16 protein-coding genes are annotated in these 19,014 nt (G+C 63.4%); 1 reads left to right on the forward strand and 15 read right to left on the reverse strand.

What is annotated here, in order from left to right; genetic code table 11:
* Positions 1–277 precede the first annotated feature (277 nt).
* Positions 278–607: a hypothetical protein gene (locus ACZ56L_RS13220; protein WP_471063874.1), complete on the reverse strand. Its 330-nt coding sequence runs from the start codon at positions 605–607 to the stop codon at positions 278–280.
* 491 nt (positions 608–1,098) lie between these two features.
* Between ACZ56L_RS13220 and ACZ56L_RS13225 the strand changes: the two genes are divergently transcribed.
* Positions 1,099–2,055: a hypothetical protein gene (locus tag ACZ56L_RS13225; protein WP_471063876.1), complete on the forward strand. Its 957-nt coding sequence runs from the start codon at positions 1,099–1,101 to the stop codon at positions 2,053–2,055.
* 187 nt (positions 2,056–2,242) lie between these two features.
* Here the strand turns inward: ACZ56L_RS13225 and ACZ56L_RS13230 are convergent, their stop codons facing one another.
* From ACZ56L_RS13230 to ACZ56L_RS13295, 14 genes are all read right to left on the reverse strand, one after another.
* Positions 2,243–3,049: a hypothetical protein gene (locus ACZ56L_RS13230; RefSeq protein WP_471063878.1), complete on the reverse strand. Its 807-nt coding sequence runs from the start codon at positions 3,047–3,049 to the stop codon at positions 2,243–2,245.
* Between the two features lie 330 nt (positions 3,050–3,379).
* The gene (locus ACZ56L_RS13235) at positions 3,380–5,236 is read right to left on the reverse strand and encodes a DNA polymerase (RefSeq protein WP_471063880.1); all 1,857 of its coding nucleotides are present in this window, start codon (positions 5,234–5,236) and stop codon (positions 3,380–3,382) included.
* Positions 5,237–5,301: 65 nt separating this feature from the next.
* Positions 5,302–7,737, reverse strand: coding sequence for a phage/plasmid primase, P4 family (locus ACZ56L_RS13240; protein WP_471063882.1), 2,436 nt, complete (start codon positions 7,735–7,737; stop codon positions 5,302–5,304).
* A gap of 761 nt (positions 7,738–8,498) precedes the next feature.
* Positions 8,499–8,768: a hypothetical protein gene (locus tag ACZ56L_RS13245; RefSeq protein ID WP_471063884.1), complete on the reverse strand. Its 270-nt coding sequence runs from the start codon at positions 8,766–8,768 to the stop codon at positions 8,499–8,501.
* 7 nt (positions 8,769–8,775) lie between these two features.
* The gene (locus ACZ56L_RS13250) at positions 8,776–9,933 is read right to left on the reverse strand and encodes a DNA cytosine methyltransferase (RefSeq protein ID WP_471063886.1); all 1,158 of its coding nucleotides are present in this window, start codon (positions 9,931–9,933) and stop codon (positions 8,776–8,778) included.
* 60 nt (positions 9,934–9,993) lie between these two features.
* The gene (locus ACZ56L_RS13255; RefSeq protein WP_471063888.1) at positions 9,994–10,680 is read right to left on the reverse strand and encodes a recombination directionality factor; all 687 of its coding nucleotides are present in this window, start codon (positions 10,678–10,680) and stop codon (positions 9,994–9,996) included.
* Positions 10,681–10,753: 73 nt separating this feature from the next.
* Positions 10,754–11,587 (reverse strand): hypothetical protein, encoded by an 834-nt coding sequence (locus ACZ56L_RS13260; RefSeq protein WP_471063890.1) that lies wholly within the window; start codon positions 11,585–11,587, stop codon positions 10,754–10,756.
* 32 nt (positions 11,588–11,619) lie between these two features.
* On the reverse strand, positions 11,620–12,207 hold the full coding sequence (locus ACZ56L_RS13265; RefSeq protein WP_471063892.1) for a deoxynucleotide monophosphate kinase family protein: 588 nt from the start codon (positions 12,205–12,207) through the stop codon (positions 11,620–11,622).
* On the reverse strand, positions 12,204–12,410 hold the full coding sequence (locus ACZ56L_RS13270; protein WP_471063894.1) for a hypothetical protein: 207 nt from the start codon (positions 12,408–12,410) through the stop codon (positions 12,204–12,206). The genes ACZ56L_RS13265 and ACZ56L_RS13270 overlap by 4 nt, the downstream gene beginning before the upstream one ends.
* An 89-nt stretch (positions 12,411–12,499) precedes the next feature.
* A complete protein-coding gene (locus ACZ56L_RS13275) occupies positions 12,500–13,201 on the reverse strand; it encodes a peptidoglycan-binding protein (protein ID WP_471063896.1) in 702 nt (233 codons plus the stop codon).
* A 91-nt stretch (positions 13,202–13,292) separates the two neighbouring features.
* Positions 13,293–13,553, reverse strand: coding sequence for a hypothetical protein (locus ACZ56L_RS13280; protein WP_471063898.1), 261 nt, complete (start codon positions 13,551–13,553; stop codon positions 13,293–13,295).
* A gap of 12 nt (positions 13,554–13,565) precedes the next feature.
* Positions 13,566–15,296: a hypothetical protein gene (locus ACZ56L_RS13285; RefSeq protein WP_471063900.1), complete on the reverse strand. Its 1,731-nt coding sequence runs from the start codon at positions 15,294–15,296 to the stop codon at positions 13,566–13,568.
* Positions 15,297–15,787: 491 nt separating this feature from the next.
* Positions 15,788–16,429 carry a hypothetical protein gene (locus ACZ56L_RS13290; protein WP_471063903.1) on the reverse strand — a complete coding sequence of 214 codons (642 nt, stop codon included), beginning with the start codon at positions 16,427–16,429 and terminating at the stop codon, positions 15,788–15,790.
* A 184-nt stretch (positions 16,430–16,613) separates the two neighbouring features.
* On the reverse strand, positions 16,614–19,001 hold the full coding sequence (locus ACZ56L_RS13295; protein ID WP_471063905.1) for a phage tail tape measure protein: 2,388 nt from the start codon (positions 18,999–19,001) through the stop codon (positions 16,614–16,616).
* Between the last annotated feature and the right edge of the window lie 13 nt (positions 19,002–19,014).

The following is a 19,014-nucleotide window of genomic DNA, read 5'->3' on the forward strand; positions in this document are numbered from 1 at the left end:
ACGCCAACCCGCCAACTACCTGGCCTTTCTCGGCCTCGCCGCAGCTCTCTGCTGCTACAAGCGGCTCCTCCGACTCACCACATAGGACACCGTCTAAGAGCCCGGATGGACCGATCCTTGGTCTCTCTACTGATGCGTTCTCTACCTTCGTAGCCAGCGTCAAGACAGGCAAGTTCGACGTCATCTGAGTGGCTGCGCTTCGCGCTTCCACGCACGAGACCCCGCCACCCGTTCTCATCCCGGGTGTCGGGGTCTCTCGTCGTCCTGGTGCAGCTCGTCACGCGGCGACAGACTCCAGCTCGGACCAGTGCACGAACGGCGTGCTCGCGGGGACCAGCCGGCCGGTTTCGGTGGAGCGCTCCCACTCGTACATGCCGATCAGTTCGCGCGTGACGAGCGTGCGTACGACCATGCGGAACCGCGGAACACTCGGGGCCAGGAGTCGGGCCGACATGGCGGTGTACGTGTGCAGGGCCCGGATTAACTGGCCTTCAGTGTTGATGACGTCGGGGGTGTCCGGGTAGGCCGGGCCGGCGGGCCTCCAGCCCCAGGAACCCGCCCCGGTGCGGGTGTAAATCTCGATGCGGTGCAGCACGTTCGGAACCACTTTCTCGCCTTGTCCCCCACTTGGGAGGGGTGGACGGCAGCTCCCCCACAACCGTCCACCCCCGTTCTGCCTAGTGCTTAGCCCCAGTCGCTGTCATTGAGCACGTGCGGTGCGGGCTGTACCAGCTCGGCCGACGGAGCCGGGGCGGGCTCCGACGTTGCAGCGTGGGCGGTACCGACTCCACCAAGGACGACGACCAGAGCGGCAGCTACCCCTACGGCGGTACGGCGAGCGATTTGCATAAGCGGCATGTTGAACTCCCTTACGTATCAGGCAAGTTGCGTCTTGTAACTAAAACCGGATGCGTGATTCCGGATGTGCGGATTCGCGAAAACCCCACATCACACCCCACCTACCCATGATCAACAACGGCGCGCACCTTTAAGAGTGTTGACGCCCTGGTGACACTCCGTAGGCTGCCCTGCACAACCAACCCCGAACAAGCGTCCGAGGGGTTGCGAATCGACACCCGAAAATATTCAGGGGGCATAGTGGACGAGACGGAGATAGACACCAAAAACCGGACAGCCGTAGCGCTTACGGCAACCGCACACGCACTTTGGGCCAGGCTCAAAGCCGGCGAGACTGCCCCCGAGGGCGAACCGGGTCTAGACGAGCTGGTGTCGCTGGAGTTGGCGCAGTGGGACCCCATCCTGTCCGCCTGGTCTGAAGCGGACCCCGCACGGGCTGGACGAGTCTTCCGAGAACGCGAATTCACGACGATCAGGGCAGCCCTAGAGCGGGTCCACTCATTCTCGGCCCTACTCGAAGAGTCGGGAAGGGAGACATCCGGCGGACTAGAGGGAGTCGAATTTATTGACGAACACCAAGCCGTCACAATCTCAATCAGCCAAGCCGTGCGCGAGGCGACGTACCGCCTATCGACTTCACAGCCAAACGAGCGGAAACGCGAGGTTCTAGACCGAGCACTACCACGCGACATTGAAACCCTCAAAACGAAAAGAATGCGCGTTCTCTATCAGGACAGCGCACGGAGCCGCATTGCGGAGCGTGAATATGTCGCTGCGATCACCGCGCACGGCGCAGAGGTTCGCACTACCACGGGGCAGTTCGAGCGCATCATAAGCGTTGACGACGAGATCGTTTACATTATGGACGTCACAAGGGACGACGACCATAAACCAGCTATCCGCATTACTAACCCTGGCCTACGCGCTTTCATTCTGCGTGTATATGAGCAGCAGTGGAATCGTGGCATTCCCTGGCTCGGGGAAGCCCCCACCGGAAGCGGCGGTGAAATGACCGACCGAATGCGCATCATCGCACAGCGACGGTGGGATAATGTCCCGCTGAAGAACATTGCGCGCGAGGTCAATGCGAGCGTGACCACTGTGCACGGGGACCTAAAGAAACTCTATGATCTAGCAGGGGCAAAGAGCGAAATGCAATTCGGTTCCTGGTGGGAGTCGCAAATACGGGAGACGTGACCGTTCGGACCGTACTTCCGTCTTTTGCTTGATTGCCCTGTGTCTTGCCGTGCCGGAATCAGCCCCTCGCCGGCGCGGCGGGTCACGGTGGCTATGGTGCGCCCCGTGCTGTCCCGTACGTGCACGTCCAGGAGGGGGCCGCGCCGGGTTAGCTCGATGATCCCGCCCTCGCGGGTGTACCACGTGATCATGCGCCTGCACCTGCCTGGTAGAGCGCGCGGAACCGGGTCTTCCCCTTAACTCGCGCTTGCTTCACCTGGTAGGGGGTCGCACCCATGTCATCGGCTAGCACCTCGTCAGACTCGTTCGAGTAATCGCCGACCGGTGAAATTCCGTGATCCGCTTTCAGTACGTGACGCTGCCGGGTGCTCAACTGCCCCAACACCTTATGGACTTGCTCGCTGATGATGCGCCGGCGGTGCTTGGCAATATCCGCCGACTCCACCAATTCCAATGGCATTGCAACTTCCCGAGCTATCACGTCTCCGAGGGTGAAGTTTTCACCGTGTCTCGCGTGGTCAAATGGCCGGTCCAGCGAGTCCATTCCAAGCCAGGAAAGACGGGCAGCGTACGCAAGTTCGGGTTTCAGTTTGTCGGTTCCTCGCTCGTCAGACATTGCGATCTTCTCTGCTTCGTACGGGTCTCCGCCTGCCAGGATCAGCGCTTGTTCAAATCGCTTCGCGGTGTAAACGCTTACTCCGGGGCGCGACGCTTCTCGACGTGCATCCGCCATGGCCCGAGAAGTCTGCCGGTCTATATGCGACATGAACTGTGTGGGTTCGTCTCCGGAAAATTCACCTATTGACTCCCATGCGGCGATGCGCCCCACCTGTGCGAGGTCTTGCGCTAGGTCGTCGTCGACCCGCCCTTGAACTCGTGCGTGATAAATGGCGCGGCTCATAACGAACGGTTCCAGTTCCCGCACCAACTCGGCGACTGCCGAAAGATCGTTCTCTTTCGCTGCGGAAATGAGTTCTGCGGTCAGATGTGTCATATCCGTTTGCTCCACTGTTTCAAGAGGCACGCAAGAATGCCCCGTCTCGGATTAGCAGGACGGGGCTTGTGGTGCTGCCTTGTCGCTGCGTGGCACTGAATTTAGAGATCGGACACCACGGCAACAATGGCCATGAATGGGGCATACGTGGGCACGTGTGGGCTAGGTCTCGGGACCGACACCCGCCCGTTATCAAAAGTGATGCTGCGTGATCTCTGAACACGGATTAACTACGGGAAGTAGCCGATTCGGAATGACTGCTACCGCATCACGTGCGAATCGGAACCTTTTCCCGTACAACCTTTTCCCGTCTCAGTAGTCGACCCCGTCTCAGTAGTCGGCCCCGTACAGGGACCCCCATGACCGGCCCCCGATCTCCGCATCCGCAGTGATGGGCACCCCGTACAGGGGGAACGTCATGCACTTCTCGAACTCGCGGGCGACGTCGGCAGCTTCGTCGGCCGGGGCGGACGCCAACAGCTCGTCATGGATCGGCAAGCGGCAATGATCAAGGAGACCGGCGGACTCGGCGTTCAACATGGCTTGCCCGAGGACATCTCTCGCGACGCTCTGACAGGCGTAGTTGACTACGGCGTACGTCCGGTCACGGTCCAGCGGCAGCCGGCGACCGGTGGCGGAGACGAACACCATGCCGTTCGCATACGCCTGCCGTTGCCACTTGCTCGCTGCCCGTTTGATCTCTGGGAACGCACGGTCGTAGGCGACTAGAGCCCTTTCAATCTCGTGTTCCGGTGCCCCCGTTTGGCGCGCGATCGTCACCCGACCACCGCCGTAGACCTTTCCGAACCCTGCCCCCTTGAACACCTTCCGGTCTTTCGGGGTCGCAGCGTCGCCCTTAATGAGACGAGCGGTGTACGTGTGGACGTCGAACGTGTCGCCCCCGCTGATGAACCCCTCTTTCATCCGCCGGACGTCCGCGAGGGCAGCGAGGACCCGCATTTCAATCGCCTGAAAGTCGGTGGAGATCATGACGTGTCCGGGCTCGGCGACGATTGCCCGCCTGATCACGTGGTCACCCGAGGGGAGTTGTTGCAACGGCGGACCCGAAACGCTCATGCGCCCCGTACGGGCCTGTAGCGGGTTGATGCTCGCGTGAATACGTCCCGCCGCACTGAGACCGCTAACGAACCGCTCGGCGTAGTCCCCGCCCCATTTCGCGGCACGCTTCGCCCGTAGCACGGCATCCGCGAGCGGGTTGGGTTCACGGGCCCCGATGCGCTGCCAGTCCCGGTCAAGGTCGGCGAGCGGCAACAGGACGGCTTTGTCTGTCTTGATGTTCCCGGAGTCGGTGCGTTCGGTAAGGGTTTCGCCCATGCCGGCGAGCGCTTCGGCCACTTGTGCCGAGCTGCCGACTTTGGCCACGCCGTAACGCGCGGCTACAGCACGGAACTTGTCGGCTTCAACGGCCAGACGCTCGGCGAGCGGTTCCGCATATTCCTGGTCGACGAGTAGTCCCCGCCGTTGCATCACGGCGCACATGCGGGCTATCTCGTGCTCGTACTGCACCAGCTCGGGACGCACACCGAGCCGTGCGAGTTCACGCCGTAGGACCGGTTCGAGCCGGGCCGTGAGGATGACGTCAAGTCCCGCGTACAGGAGAAAAGTTGGCTCGGTAAGGGGTATGCCCGCCCACCCGGTTTCTTTCGTCAGTCCGTGGGCTCTGAAGACGCTTTGCAGCCCCGCTTGGGTGTCCGGGGCAGTCGGGTCTACCCACCGGGCGGAAAGGGGCTTCAGGCCCGTTCCTATGCCCCCCTCGGACTGTTGCCGGGGGTCAATCAGGGCCGCGAGTATTCGTGTGTCGGTGCTCCGCGGGGCAAGGGATTCCAACGGGATGCCGGCGTGCTGGTCCAGGACGAGCCAGTCAAACCCCGCGTTGTGGATCAGGACTTGCCCGCAGCGCTGGACGGCTTCCCGTGCGTGCCGCGCGTGCTCGCCCCCGCGCTCGTACAGCAACACCCATGCGTCGTGTGCGTCCCCGAGCTGGACCGTGCGGAGCCGGTACCCGGGCCGGTAGACGTCGAGCCCGGTCGTCTCGGTGTCCAGGGCGACCGGCCCCCGCTTGCTCGCTCGGTCCAGCCATTCGCGGAACTGGTCCAGGTCCTCGGCGGTCTCGGGTACGTGCACGGTGACCCGGTCGCCGGCTATGTCGTGTCGGAACTCTCTCAATGCTCCCCCTACAGCAAAACGGGCCGCCCACCCGGTGGGGTGGACGACCCGTGTATGTGGTCTGTTCAGTTGGCGAAGATTCCGGGGCCGGTGGCGTCCGAACTTTCGTCGGCGTATCGGAGACCGACCAGGGCAATGCCCGTCTTAGTCTTCTTCCTTCCTATCCCGCGTTCTTCCATGGCGTCGTAAAAGGTGCGGCGGGTCCAGCGTTCCCGCTGCGGCAAGTTTTCGTCCTCGGCCCATTCCAGGTACGAATTGAACGCGTCGGTTCCGGGCATCACGTGTGACTCGTTGGCACGGTCCAGAACACCGGGAAAGAATCCCGCTAGCTGGTCGCTGGTCTGCCGGTATTCGGCACTTGCCCCGGTGATTTCCGGCGGGTCCTGTAGACCGCTCCGATACCACTGGACAGCCCCGCGCACGGCCCATGCGGCAATACCCTCGGCTTCGGAAAGTAGCTTCTTGTCTAGGTGATGGTCCCGTTCGCGGGGTGCGAAGTAGCGTTGAAAGGGGAGCAACTTGACGCGTCGCCAAAGCCCCTCATCCTGCGACTTGAACTTAGGTTTGTGATTGGTGGCAAGCATCAACAGGAATGACGGCTTAAACTCAAAGAACTCTCGGTGAAGATATCGAGCGTTAATCATGTCTGTTCCGGTGACCCGCTTTAGGATCGCTTCGGACATAGCTTTTCCGGACTCGCCCTCGGACGCCATGACGAGCCGGGCACCGCGCAATGCCGCAATGTCGTTCGGGATGCCGCCACTTCGGCGCTCCTCAAACGTGCTGAACGCCGTTGTACGCGAGATAGACCGGAATACCGACGTGAGGGTGTCCACCAGAACGGATTTCCCGTTGGCTCCCTTGCCCCACATCACGCAAAATGATTGCTCGGTGGCGTGGCCGGTAATGCCATATCCGATCATGCGTTGCATGTATGCGGGCATGGCGGACATGTTGGGGAACACTTCGGTGAGAAAGGATTCCCAACGGGGGCACACCGCATCGGGGTTGTAGTCGATATCGAGTGCGTACGTCAGTAGGTCGCGCATGTCGTGCGAGCGGATGCGGCCGGTCTGGAGATCCACCGTGCCGTTCCGGAACGCAAGCAGGTCCGGGCGGTTGTCGAAATCCGCAGCGTCGACCAGTACCGAGGGAACCGACTTGAGTTCCTTCATGAGCGCGTCGATGCGGGACGACATGGTGAACCCGCGTGCCGCTTGGGTCTGGCCGGCGAGGACGAGAGCGGCCCCCATGCGGTGGATCTCCTGCCGTACCCGGGTGTCCGAGCGCACCCACACCGAGCCGTCCCACGTGAAGTAGCCGAGCCCCGCCGCGTACCGGATGCGGCCCCCAACCCATGCGGTGAGAGCGTGCGCGTTCATGGCGTCCGACTCTCCGAGCTGCCCAACGAGCCGGGCCAGGATTTCGGCAGCTTCGGCCCCCTGGTCCCGCGTGACCGACTCGGCCCCCGTGCGTTCGGCGAGTTCGGCGGAACGAGCTTCGGCCATGACGTCCGCGGAGTCCCGCACGGGGCGGGCAGTGCGTACCGCGCGGTGCAGCTCGTCCGCGAAGCCCTCGGGGTCCCGTTCGCGCCAGTCGGTGAGGTCGTCCCCGTCGTGCGGGATGTGGAGCCGCAGCGTGGTGACACCGTGCTCGGCGAGACCAGCCGCGAGCGTCGTGGAGAAACCGTTGCCCGCTGTGTCGTTGTCACCAGCAAGGATGACGAGCCGTCCCGCGAGACCGGCCGCGAGTTCGGCCACCAGCTCGGGCGAGTTGGCGAGGGACGCACCGCGAATCGCTACAGCGTCATAGCCGCACGCAACGGCCGTGAGAGCGTCCCCAGGCCCCTCGGTGACCAGGACTGTGCCGTACCCACCGGCACCCACGAAAACCCCGTACGGGGTCCAGCGATACCCGCGCGGGTTGGCGAGGGACAGCCACCGTGCCGGGCAGTCCCCGGAAAGGTCCCGCCCCTGTAGCCCTCGGGCCACAGCGTCGAATCCGTACAGCGGGACAGTCAGGCGAGGGTGTGCACGGTAGCCCCGGGAAAGGTGGGTGAAGCCCTCGCCCTGGTCGCCCTGGTCGACGCCAACCCCGAGTTCGGCAGCCGCCTCAAAGGTGAGTCCGAACCGCTCGGCGAGGTACTGCCGTGCCCGTGCTGCCCACTCGTCGGAGTAGTCAGCGAGGGCAAGCGACGTACGGTCGACATACGCCGCAAGTGCAGCCACCTGCCCGACGGGGACCAGCTCGGGCCGTTCCGCGGTAACGGTGTTTCCCGGGCCGGCGACGTCGAACAAGTCGGACCAGCCGAGCCGCACGGCCTTGATGACGTCCTCGGTACGGCAGCCGGCGCGACACGTAAGCCGAACCTTGTTGTCCTCGCCCCGCCATATCCGCAGCGACGGACGCGAGTCCTGGTGGGCGGGGCATCGAGCCGAATACCCGCCGTCCTGGTGCTCGTCGACGGAGCCGAAGCGTGCGAGTAGATCAGCGAACAGCACGCGGCACCCCCGTCCCGTGCATGTCCGCGAGTAGCCGCGCGAACTGGTCGACGGTGGTTGTCAGGTACCACCGGCCAGTGTTGAGACCCCGCAGCGAAGCCGCGAAGTTGTACCGCTCGAACATGGCGCGCGAGGACAGACCGAGGGCTGTACGTGTCCGAGTCCACGTACGTACGTCAAAATGCACACGTCCCGCCCCGACCCCGAGCCCGCGCGTCTTGTGGACGACGACACCGAACGGGAAGCCGGCGTGACGTGCCTCGATGCGGGCTTGCCGCAGCCATGTCGGGACAGCCGGCGTGCGCACGTCTTTACACTCCAGGACGAACGGGGCCGCGTGCACGTCGCCTACGTCCGCCCATCCTTCCTGTGCCGCACGGCGGACGTTCCGGGGCTCCCACGGGTCAAGGAACCGCCCGCTCTCGTCCACCAGCCCGAGGGACGAGTTAAGGAAGTCCCGCACCCGTGATTCCCACTGTGTCCCACGCTGCTTATTCGGATTCGCCATTGATCCCCCGTGCTCGCTGTATGTCGGCTCCGCGCCGTATCGCTATGGACATGGCGTGCGCGTACCGCACCCAATCCGGCCGTTGCTCGTATCCGTCGACCAGGACCAGGACGTCACCGGCCCCGAGCTGCCGCACGTCCCCAAGTGCCGGTGCACTGTGCGCGGTTATGCGTTGTTCCATTCCGCCCCCTTGAAACGGCGGAAGGGCCGGACGGCTCCACTGTGGGATTCGTCCGGCCCTTCCGTGTGTGACCTACTGGTCGCGCTCGCCCGTCACGTCGGGAATGACCAGCCGCACATGTTCCGAACTGATCCACTCCTTACGCAGACTCTTGCGCTTCGCGAATCCGGATTCCGTGCCGGTCGGCTGGATACGCAGCATGGGCCGTAGACGACCGTCGACAAGCCGCGTCGTGACCCGGTCAACAATGGCGTCCGCAAGCCGTACACGGTTCCCCTGCCGTGCCGCATAGGCCACTAGGTCGCCCCGGTACAGTTCCTCGCCCGCATAGTCCGTGACCACGCCCCGCTTACCCATTCGTCCCCCCGTTGATCAGATGGTGAAATGCTGCAAATGCTTGCTGTACAACCACGCCATTACCGAGTGCCTGTAGCTGTTGAGTTCGGGTGAGCCCGTCAACGTCCGTAACCCATCCGTCCGGCAAACCCATCATCCATTCGGCGAACTTGGGGCTAAGTCGGCGTCCGCCCCGAGGGCCGGTCTCGGTCGGAATGGGCGCGGGTCGGGTCAGTCGCTCCCAACGGCGGATTGCGGGCAGATACTCGCCCCACCACTCGGCAGGAGAGGGAGGAAAGTCACCGCTGTTCGCAGATTCATTCCACCCGCCCGCTTCGGGCTCGTCCCCGGTCCGCCCGTCCCGTCCGATGTGGTCGGAGTCGGCAGCAGCGGATTCGGCAGCCGAGCAGCCACACCCGGAAGGAACAAGTACCCGTGCGTGTTCCGGCGGTTCACCGACTCGGGGGTGTCCGTCGCTTTCGGAGTGGGAAAGAGCCGCACCACTTCCGACAGGGGGCGTGCATTCGTCCCGTGCATGTTCGACGCCCCCGACTTCCACTCCCGCACGGTGGGTGTGGGCAACGTCTTGGCCACCACGTCCAGCGAAGCCCCAGACTGCTTCCCGTTCCCCGCTTTCCCGCCCCGCCGGCCGTGACCGTTCGGGCTTACCCCGGTGTCCAGTGTCGGCAGGAAGCGCGCCGTAAAGGAACCACCGGTCTCGTCTGTGCGGGGCGCCCACAGCGGAAGCTCGTAGGCAGACCCACCGGACGTCATACCCGAGCGCGACCAGGTCCCCGAGTACAACGGCCAATCCCCGTGTTCGGATGGCCGATACGTTCTCCAAGTAGATTTCTCGCGGTCGAATGACGCGAGCGGCTTTGGCCACTTCTTTCCAGAGCCCCGAACGCGCGCCATGAATGCCCGCCCCCTCTCCTGCAACGCTGATGTCCTGACACGGGAACCCCGCTGTCAGTCGGGTCACCTTGCCAATGAGTGACGCCCAATCAACAGCCGTCACATCGCCCAAGTTCGGGGCATTGGGATATCGGGCAGCGAGGACGGTTGCCGCGTGCGGAGCATTCTCCGCCACGTATACAACCCGGTCCCCGGTGAGTGCTTCGACTGCCGCCCCGAGCCCTCCATAGCCGGCGAACAACTCAAGAATTGGCATGCGTTCCCCCTGGTCGGGGCCCCGGAGCGTGCTGCCCCGGAGCCCCTTGACGTTCGTCGGTCACTCGGCGATAGCGTCAGACCAGGACTTGAGAACGCGAATTGCGGGCTTGCGATAGCTCACGTCCCGCCCCTTCTTCGTGGTGTACTCCACCAGCTCTAGCGACAGCTCGGCGAGGGCTTCCCCGCCCACCTTGTCGAGAGCGTTTTCAATCTCGTGCAGGACCTCCACCAGCTTCCAAGAACCGGTCTGGAAACGGAAAAGACCGAGTTCGTAATCATCGGCCAGCCGGAACGTTACTGCGATGGACGGACCCGGGCCCCGCTTGGACTTGAATGCCGCCTTACGGTCTTCCATGAGCGTCGGGCACCCGCACGGCTTGCCCCGGTCCTCATCCGGAGAAAGGAACTCCACACCGTCGCAGTGGTGAATGAGGACATTGCCATTCCACAGCTTCATGTCCGAATCAATGGCACCAGCGCCGGCAAGAACGACCTTGACGCGATCCGTGCCAGTGAATATCTCAATGAAATTCTCCGACTTGCTGTCGGTCTCTTCCGGCTGCCCGCCCATGAGCTGTGCGATAGCGGCGGCAACTTCCGGGTCCCCGGTCGACACCTTCCACCTGTCCAGCGCTTCCGGACCGTTGTTTCCCTGAATTCCGGAGTGGAAGCGGCCTACGGTGTCATCGGAAAACGTGCCCTTCGGCATAGCGTCCGGGTCGGTCTCAAAGATACGAATTGCCATGTGTCCCCCTGGTTTTGGGCATGAAAAAGGGCGAGTCATATGTGACCCGCCCTGCTTGTCCTGGTGCTCGTTGTTAGGCTCGGCGCTGTGTCCCCGTCACAAGCCGCCCCACGCTCTTTGCGATAGCCCGACCGAACACGGTCTTACTCAGACCCCGGTCCCACTCAAAGACCCGACGCAGCGTCAAGAACACGTCGAAGATTTCGCGGTCGACGCGAACGGGCTTGAATGTCCAGCCTTCCGGGGTGATGTGGAGAACGGCAGCCCCGTCAAGGTTGGGCATGGGCTCGCTGGTCCCATCCGGGGAAATGAGCCGGTCCGCATGGGCGTAGGCACTCATCTGCAACGCCACATCCGGATACGCGCTCTTGCTGGTCTTCCAGTCGACAATGAGCGTGTGCCACTCGCCGGATTCGTGGTCGGGCGTTCCGTCCTCACCGAGTCGCACCCGGAGAATCGCGTCAAACGAGCCGGCGTACTGGTGCTCGTCGGACCACGCAATATCCTCGGCACTCACCAGCTCGGGGCGGACAGCGTCAAGGAACTCCGCGAAGCCCTTCCGGTACGGCTCTAGGTCCGGGTGCACACGACCGGGAACCTCTCCCCGGATCATGCGTTCAAAAAGGTCGTGCGCGTCCGAGCCGACATTGGCGCGCAGCTTTGTGTACCGGGAATGCGCGTGCCGCAGATAGTCGACGGCCCCTTCTGCGTCCCGCTCTGCGATTGACCGCACAGCGTCGAGATTCTGCACCGCCGTTTCAGCGGTAAGGCGTGCTGCCCAGTAGACAAGAAACGGCTTGGGCAGCATGCCGACCACGGAAGTAACACCGGGCAGCTTTTCGGCGTTATCCGGGTCGATATAGAAGCGCGAGCCCCCGCGCTTGATTGTTCGTACGGTTCCGGGCATAGGTGTCCCCTCGGTGGAATGGGTGGGTGAGTTCAGCGGCGTACGGCGAGACGGTCCGTGAGCTGGTGCAGCTCGGCGAGAGAGCCGGCGTTGTTGAGTACGGCGTCCGCCGGGTAGTCGGCTAGTGCGGTCTCGCTGATGTGCTGCCGCTCGTCCGGGCTCGACGGCTCGTCCTCAATGCCGGGACGCTCAATGCGGACCATGAGAGCCCCCGCGCACCGCAGCGCGTCCAGCTCGTTCGGATGCCGGCAATCCGTGATGACCACGGGCAGCCCCCACCGGTCGGCGGTCGCCACCTTGTCCAGCGCGATGCGAAGCCAGTAATCGGCATCGTCCGCGCGGACGGCTTCCCCGAGCCGCTGCAACGTCCGCCGAACTTCCGGATACGAGCGCTTGGCCCGGTCCCACCCGTACCGGCGCACCAGATCAGACAGCCGAATCGGCAGCGCACCGAGTGCGGTGTTCTCGGCACCGACAATCGGGTCCAGGCGCATGGCGGTTTCTCGCAGCGGGTCCGCGAACGCAACGGGTGTGAATTGGAAGCGCTCAACGAGCCGGCGGGCAGCCGTGTCCTTCCCGGCACCCGCACGGCCCATGAGCGCGACGTGGCGGTAGGTCACGCGTTGGTGCCGCTCTCGTCGACGCCGGCCGCCACGGTCTTGCGGTCCTCGGCGCGCTGGACAGCCTCACCGGTACCGAGCACAGCGGCAGCGAGTCCGAGGATCAGCGCGGACGGCAGCTCGGGGATGTAGTGGACGACCAGGGCGAGACCGGCGACCAGGACGGCGTAGATGCGGGCAGGGTGAGTCTTGACGAACTGCATGGGGTTCCCCTTGTTGCTGTGTGTGAACGGATTGGATTTGCAATCCCGAGCTGGCCCCCGCGGAACGGGTCGACCGTCACGGGACGTGTTCAGGAACGGGGCACGCGCAGTGCGTCCCACTGACGCGGGCCCGGCCATCCGTCGGCGTTGGAACCGGAGTCACCTAGCTTTCGCTGCCACTTCCGGAAGCTCTCGCGGTCGGCGTCCGACCACTGCGGCCCCGGGCCGGTCTTGTACGCGGAACAACCCTCGGCGACGAGTCGCCGGCCCATGGCAGTGATCAGCGGAGAGCGGGGCGAGGACCGGAAGAACTTGTCACCCGGGAACGGGGCGAGGTCACGCGGCGGGTCGTACGCGGGTCGGCCGAACCCGAGCACCACCGCGCGGTTCCGGGTCCTGCGGTAGACCCCGTCACCGTTGCTCTGACTGCCCGAGCTGCCCGCGCTGGTGTTGCCCTCAATCGTGCGGACGGTCTGCCCCGGTGCGCTGTCCTCGGTGACGAGCCCGACGTGATCGGCGACGGGTCCCCCGTCCCACGAAAAGAAGACGACGTCCCCGCGCTTCGCGGCAGCCGTGCGACCGTGCCACTGTCCGCGGGCCTTGAAATGGTTCACGTGGCTCGGGCAATAGGCGAAGTGTCCGACCACGGACGCATTCCCGCTGTCCGCAGCCCACTTGGACACCGCCATGTCGCACCACGGATTGAAGTTCAGCCCGTACCACCGGCCAAAGGTGGTGTCATTGTTTCGCCCTTCCTTGTAGCCGAGTGATGCCGTCGCAGCGCTGATCATTGCGTCTACGGTTCCCATGAATCCCCCTGGTTTTGGGCATGAAAAAGCCCCGCCCGGTAAGCCCGGCACGGGGCTGGTGGTTGTTCTGGTGCTACTGTCCGGCGAGCTTCACCACCGTGAGCCCGGCAGCAACTACGGTCGCTACAGCGGTAATCAGCGCAACGGGAAGAACGAACTTCCCGCGCTCCGACTCAAGACCCCGAATACGGGTCTCGTGATCCTCCAATGTCTCGTCCACGTTCTCCCCTTGCTGTGCAAGCGCGCGCACGTCCTCGCGGGTACCAATGACCTCGCGGTAAATCTCGCGAATCCCTATGTGGACCCCTAGCGGGTCCGGAGTCTCATCCCCCATGAATCCCCCTCTCTATGCGGGCGGGGCCGCTACAGGGTCAACGGGCGGGTCTGGAGACAGCCCGGAATCCGACGGGACCCCGTTCGCCCTGGTCCCGCGCAATGTGAGTGTCTGCGTGATGCGGCCCGAGCTGCCCGACGTTTTAATTCCGATCACCCATGCCAACGTGTCCAGTTGCGCCCCGGTGGTGTCCCGGACCCTCACCACGTCGCCCAGCTCAATACGTGGATCGGGCAGGATCTCTACCGACTGCAACAGCGGGATGGGATACGCCCCGGAGTCCCGCAACGCGTTCGCGAGTGCCTGTGCGGCCGTGAGGGTCTGCACCCACCCGCGAACGTCGTGTTCGTATTCCTGCACCCCGTAGGACCGTTGGCTTTCCGCGTGAATGGCGGATGCCCGGTACGGTGCGGGCTCTCGGTCCGGTTTGATAGTCGACAGAATGGCACCGTGGTAATACACCGTTGCCGTTCCGCGGTTGCGGAGTGAGAGCGTGAGTAGCCCGCCCTCACGGGTCATGTGGGTTTCGACGCTGCGCGGGTCCAGCTCGGTCGTAGCGGCTGCACCAGCTCGGATGACCACCCGGTCAGGCGTGGTCACCGGTGCTCCGCTCTGGAGACACTGCGGGGTGCGCGGGTCCGCTGCGGTCTCCTGAATCGGAATCGTCCGCACCAGGGTCGCCCCCGCCGCAATGGCCGTGCCTGACGCACTGTCTGTCAGATTCTCCGTGCCGGAAGCCCTAACGCTGGTCCAGTCCGCTACGGTCACGGTTACCGCGTTTCGGCATGCGTCGATTTCCTCGGTCAGGGTGAGTGACCCGAGTTCCCGGGCGGACGTCACCGTGATGTCTGCGGCAGTCGGAGCGGTTGCCCATCGGGAGTAGTTCCGCCACCGGAATTGGCCGTTGGGCAGGAACTCGGCCGTGGACAGTGTGGCCCGAGCTATTTCCGTGATGACGTCCCATGCGCTGCCCTTGACGGCAGGGAGCGTGCGGAGAGGGAAAGCGGGACGTGTCAGTGACGCTGTACGCTGCCAGGTTCCCCGTTGGGTTATCTCGGCGGTTGTCGTGGGCCGGGTGGCCGGTGTGGACATTTGAAAACATTCAGCGTGGGCATTGTTGAGCCCGAATCGGACCCGGGTAACCGTCGAATGCTGCATCGTTGGAGCGTCCATAAACCCATCATTGAAAATGAATGGGGTTCCGTTGCCCACTGTGAAAGTGGGTGTAATAGTGAGTCGCCCCGTGCTGCGTACCCACCACCCGACATGCATGGGCCGGTCAACCGGTGTCATTTCAGTCCAGGTCCACACCAAGGACGGATTCTTCGTCGGGTCCGGGTCTGCCCCGCATGATGCGGTCAGAGTGCCTTTTGTGAAATTCGCCGTGAGTGTCAGATAGTTAAAACGACCTTCCACCAGCGACCACGACGAATGAATCTCAACGACCGAATCCCCATGCGGTGGTTTATTCACCGCCCAGAATTCAAACCACAGGCCGGCTGTACGCCCGAAGAGAGGCAGGCTTTCCGGCACGTAGGTTGCTTGATAGGGAGTTCCCCACCCACCCTCGGCAGCACACTCGAACGGCGCACCGGCCTTGTACCACTCACCCCAGCCCCCGGATGTCGATTCGAGATAGCCGATACCGGCGGCAATGCCCCCGTGAAGGGGGACGTACAGCGAACTGTCCGGGCGGGGAGGTGGGCACGTGTGAATGCCCGCGTTCCGTAGCAGATGGTCCACCACCCATTCCGGCGACGCCGCCCACGACGAACCCCACCCGGACGCACGTAGCGCTCCCTCAGGCCGTGGCACCCGGGCCGGCATCCGCAGACGCTCCGCACCGTCGAGCGCGGAGAGCTGGACCAGGTCCCCGCCGGACTCGGCGGACCGAGAGCGGAGCGACCCGCGGAATGCAGGGAGCACAGACCCGACCCCCCACCCATGCACGACCGACTGTCCGGGCCGGGCCAGATCACCGGACGAACGTGGAGCCCATGGCCCGTACAGTGCGGGGGCCAACTGCCCGCCGGTACCCACCAGGGACATACCGAGCTGCGCACTGGACACCCCGGAAAACGCGCGCATGGCGTCCGGCAGATCAGTGCCGTACGACTGATCCAGCGACCACGACTCGACTTGTCTGCTCACGTCTTGCCCACCGAGCCGAGTGGCGTGTGCGGGTTGCCGTTCGCTTGTCTCAAGTGCACTGACTTGGGCGGTAGTTGCTTCCTTCACGGCGTCACCGCCACCAGCTCCAGCCCGATATCCCGGAACTGCCCGTCACCAGACGTGGCCGAGTGCGAATAGCCCGTGATGCTGTACGGCCCGCACCCGTCACCCGGTGGCCGGTCGCCAGAGTTGAGCAGTGCCGCCCGATACCCCAACGCAAGCACCGCCCCGCCCAGTAGCCAAGTCGTCTCTTTGATCTTTACGGACGGCTGCACCGACACCGCACCCACGGGGGCTACGGCTTCCAGCGGTGCCGGAGGGGTCCCGCGCGACGTAGCAACCACCTTTCCCGCACTGTCGAACCAGTTCAGATAGAAACCTTCCGCAAATATCGGTGTTGATATTCCGTAAGGCCACCATGTGATGGGGACTCCCGCGTGAACGGGGAAGCGGGGCATCTTCGCGTGCCATACCCAAGTCAACTCGACCGTCCCCCCGGCAGGGGGCTTAGCAATGAAAATAACCTGGTCTTCAAACGCGCGAGAAACTTCGCCGTATCGCTGGTCAAACGACCATTGTGCAATACCGTCGGCCACCTTTCCGGCCGCTTGCCCGGGGGCGAGCATGTTGCCTGAAAGCGGGTCTAGGACCACTATCGGGCCGACCCCGTCAGTACGGTCCGCAAGCCGGTCCAGATGCGCCACGTCCGCACGCTGCATGGCATCCCACTGGAGTTTGAGCCGGCGAGGGCGAAAGGGTGGCACCCACGTAGTGACACCCCCGTCCAGTGCCCGGAACTCAGACACCCCGAGATCGGGTGACCGGTCGAATGACTTCGCCCCGTCGGTAATTTCCCGGAGTGCACCAGGACGACCAATCCACATGCGGCTACCTCCTTCCCAATACGCGGTTTCCCTGTACCACGGCACGGGCTATTTCTTCGCTGCCGATCTTGACGACGACTTCGGGAACACCGGCCGCACGAATCTCGCGCAGATACCTTTCGAAAGCGTCCTGCCGGGCGTCGTTAGCTCGCGATATAAGAGGCTTGGGTGCCGAGAAAGCGGGAATCTTCGGAACCGTGACCATAGCCTTTAGGCGTGCGTCTAGCGCGTCTTGCTCACGGTCGATTCCCTCAATGATGCCCGGCGGAATCCACCGACCAATCTCATCACGCATAAGCCGCGATGGAGAGTTGATTCCAAGTGCCTTAGCAATCGGTCCCGGGATAATATCCTTCGCCCACCCGAGCAGTTTTCCGGCGAGCCATTTCCCGAGCGCTTTCACTCCCTCCCAGAGTCCGCGCACGAGGTCTTTGCCCTTGTCGACCAGGAGACTGCCGAAATCGCCTAGCGCTTTTCCGATGCGCTGGGGCAGCCCGGTAAGCCATTGGACGAACTCACCGATCTTGTTTACTGCTTGCTTGCTGAAATCCTTGATCCATTTTCCGGCATCACCGAAAGATGAGCCGATTTTCACGACCCACCCGATAGCGTCGCCGATCCAGCCAATCACGGTACCGAGGACGGATATCAGCCCCGAAAAGATGGGGCCGGCCAAATTGACGATAACCGGGATGACAGCACCTAGGATCTTGGCTGCGAGCTGCCCGACCCAAGACACGATGGACGCCACAACCGAAATGACAGGTTGTGCTTTCTGGACCAGCTCGGCGAGCTTCCCGCCTATGAGCTGGACGGCAGGAACAACCCGGGATTGAATGAACTCGGCGAAAGCCGAAATGATCGGCTGCACATTCTCGACAAAGGCCGCGTAGACTTTCATCGCTGCGGGCAGCACGTATTCCGTGAAGATTCTCGCGAGCCCGCTAAGGATGGGCGACAGCGAGCTAGAGATAGCCGACCACAGCGACATAAGGGCCGGTGCGAGTTGCGTGGAAACGACGTTCCACACGCCTTGCAAAGCAGGTAGAACAGTCGTCGTGAATATCGACACCAGCCCGGAAAGGCTCGGCGAGAGTGCGTCACGGACAGTCGACACCAGCCCGACGAGCGATTGCCCGAGCCCGGATATCGACGCACCACCGGAGCCCCCGGAGAAAACCCCGAAAAACCCCGATACGAGTTCCTTACCGGCACTGAGAGCCGGGCCGAACGTCGTACCCAAGAACGAACCGAATGACGTCAGAGCGGGAATGACAGTCCCGCCCATGAAATTCGTTAGGCCGACTTCCAGCCCGCGTTTGAACTGTTCGACTTTCGCGCCCGCGTTGTTATGGAGCGCGTCACCCATCCGTTCGGCAGCCCCGGCAGTATCACCGAGAGCTTTAACCGCAGTAGCGGGATTCAACGCGAAAAGCGCTTGTCCAAGATCCTCGGCCTTAGTTCCGAAAAGTCCGACTGCCGCAGCGTTCCTTTCGGCGGGGTCCTTAATGGCCTTGATGCCGTCTAGGACTTGCTGCAAGCCCTGTCGGGCACCCGCCCCGCCACCAGCTACCTTGCGGGTCATCTCCTCGGCATTCAGCCCGATTGCCTTATAGGCTTCGGCGCTGCTCTTGCTGCCGTCCGTCGCGAGGATTTGAAATTCCTTCAGAGCATCGGCGACCGTATCGGTATCCCGGGCACCCGCTTGCAGACCTTGGGACATGAGCCCCATTGCGTCTTTAGCAGATAGCCCGAGGTCCCGGAATTTGGTGCTGTACTCATTGAAGGTGTCCGCCATGTCGTCGGCGCGCGGACCCATCCGCTGCATTCCAGCGGTGAGGATATCGAGCGCTTCCGTGCCATCCTTCGCTAGACCATTCTTGAGAATCTGCCCGACTGCATTACTGGTCTGGCCTAGGTCCAGCTCGAAGGTGTCGGAAAGGTTGGCGACCTTTCCCGTGATGGATTCAATCTGCGCGTTGGTGGCGTCCGGCGGAAGAATGCCCGAGCGCATCACACCGGATATCGCGGCTGCCGCTTCCTCCACCGAGCCCGTGATGCCATGGGCGTAAAGCTGACCGGCAGTCTTTCCGTACCGGGCGGCTTCCGCCGGCGTACTGCCTAGGGTGGCTTGGATCTTGCCGTCAATGCCACTCTGCGCGAGGGCGTCCCCGAACCCCTTGACCAGGACAGCCATTCCGGCAATGCCCACTGCGGCAAGCCCGCCCTTTAGGACCCCACCCATTTTCCCGGTGAAGCCCTCGCCGGCTGCCTGCCCACCCTCGGCCCCCGCGGAAGCCGCAGGACCCGTTATCTGCCTTTCCAACTCGCCCGCGAACCCCGCGACTTCGGGAACCACGGACACGTACCCCATGCCGACCTCAACAGCCATTTTCAACCCCCGT

This window comes from Streptomyces sp. NPDC039736 (assembly GCF_055596485.1).

What these genes read in the sequence shown, in the direction of transcription:
- ACZ56L_RS13230 (WP_471063878.1), bottom strand. Translation starts at nt 3,049, where the DNA reads ATGACACATCTGACCGCAGAACTCATTTCCGCAGCGAAAGAGAACGAT.
- ACZ56L_RS13250 (WP_471063886.1), bottom strand. Translation starts at nt 9,933, where the DNA reads ATGCCAATTCTTGAGTTGTTCGCCGGCTATGGAGGGCTCGGGGCGGCA.
- ACZ56L_RS13255 (WP_471063888.1), bottom strand. Translation starts at nt 10,680, where the DNA reads ATGGCAATTCGTATCTTTGAGACCGACCCGGACGCTATGCCGAAGGGC.
- ACZ56L_RS13260 (WP_471063890.1), bottom strand. Translation starts at nt 11,587, where the DNA reads ATGCCCGGAACCGTACGAACAATCAAGCGCGGGGGCTCGCGCTTCTAT.
- ACZ56L_RS13270 (WP_471063894.1), bottom strand. Translation starts at nt 12,410, where the DNA reads ATGCAGTTCGTCAAGACTCACCCTGCCCGCATCTACGCCGTCCTGGTC.
- ACZ56L_RS13275 (WP_471063896.1), bottom strand. Translation starts at nt 13,201, where the DNA reads ATGATCAGCGCTGCGACGGCATCACTCGGCTACAAGGAAGGGCGAAAC.
- ACZ56L_RS13280 (WP_471063898.1), bottom strand. Translation starts at nt 13,553, where the DNA reads ATGGGGGATGAGACTCCGGACCCGCTAGGGGTCCACATAGGGATTCGC.
- ACZ56L_RS13295 (WP_471063905.1), bottom strand. Translation starts at nt 19,001, where the DNA reads ATGGCTGTTGAGGTCGGCATGGGGTACGTGTCCGTGGTTCCCGAAGTC.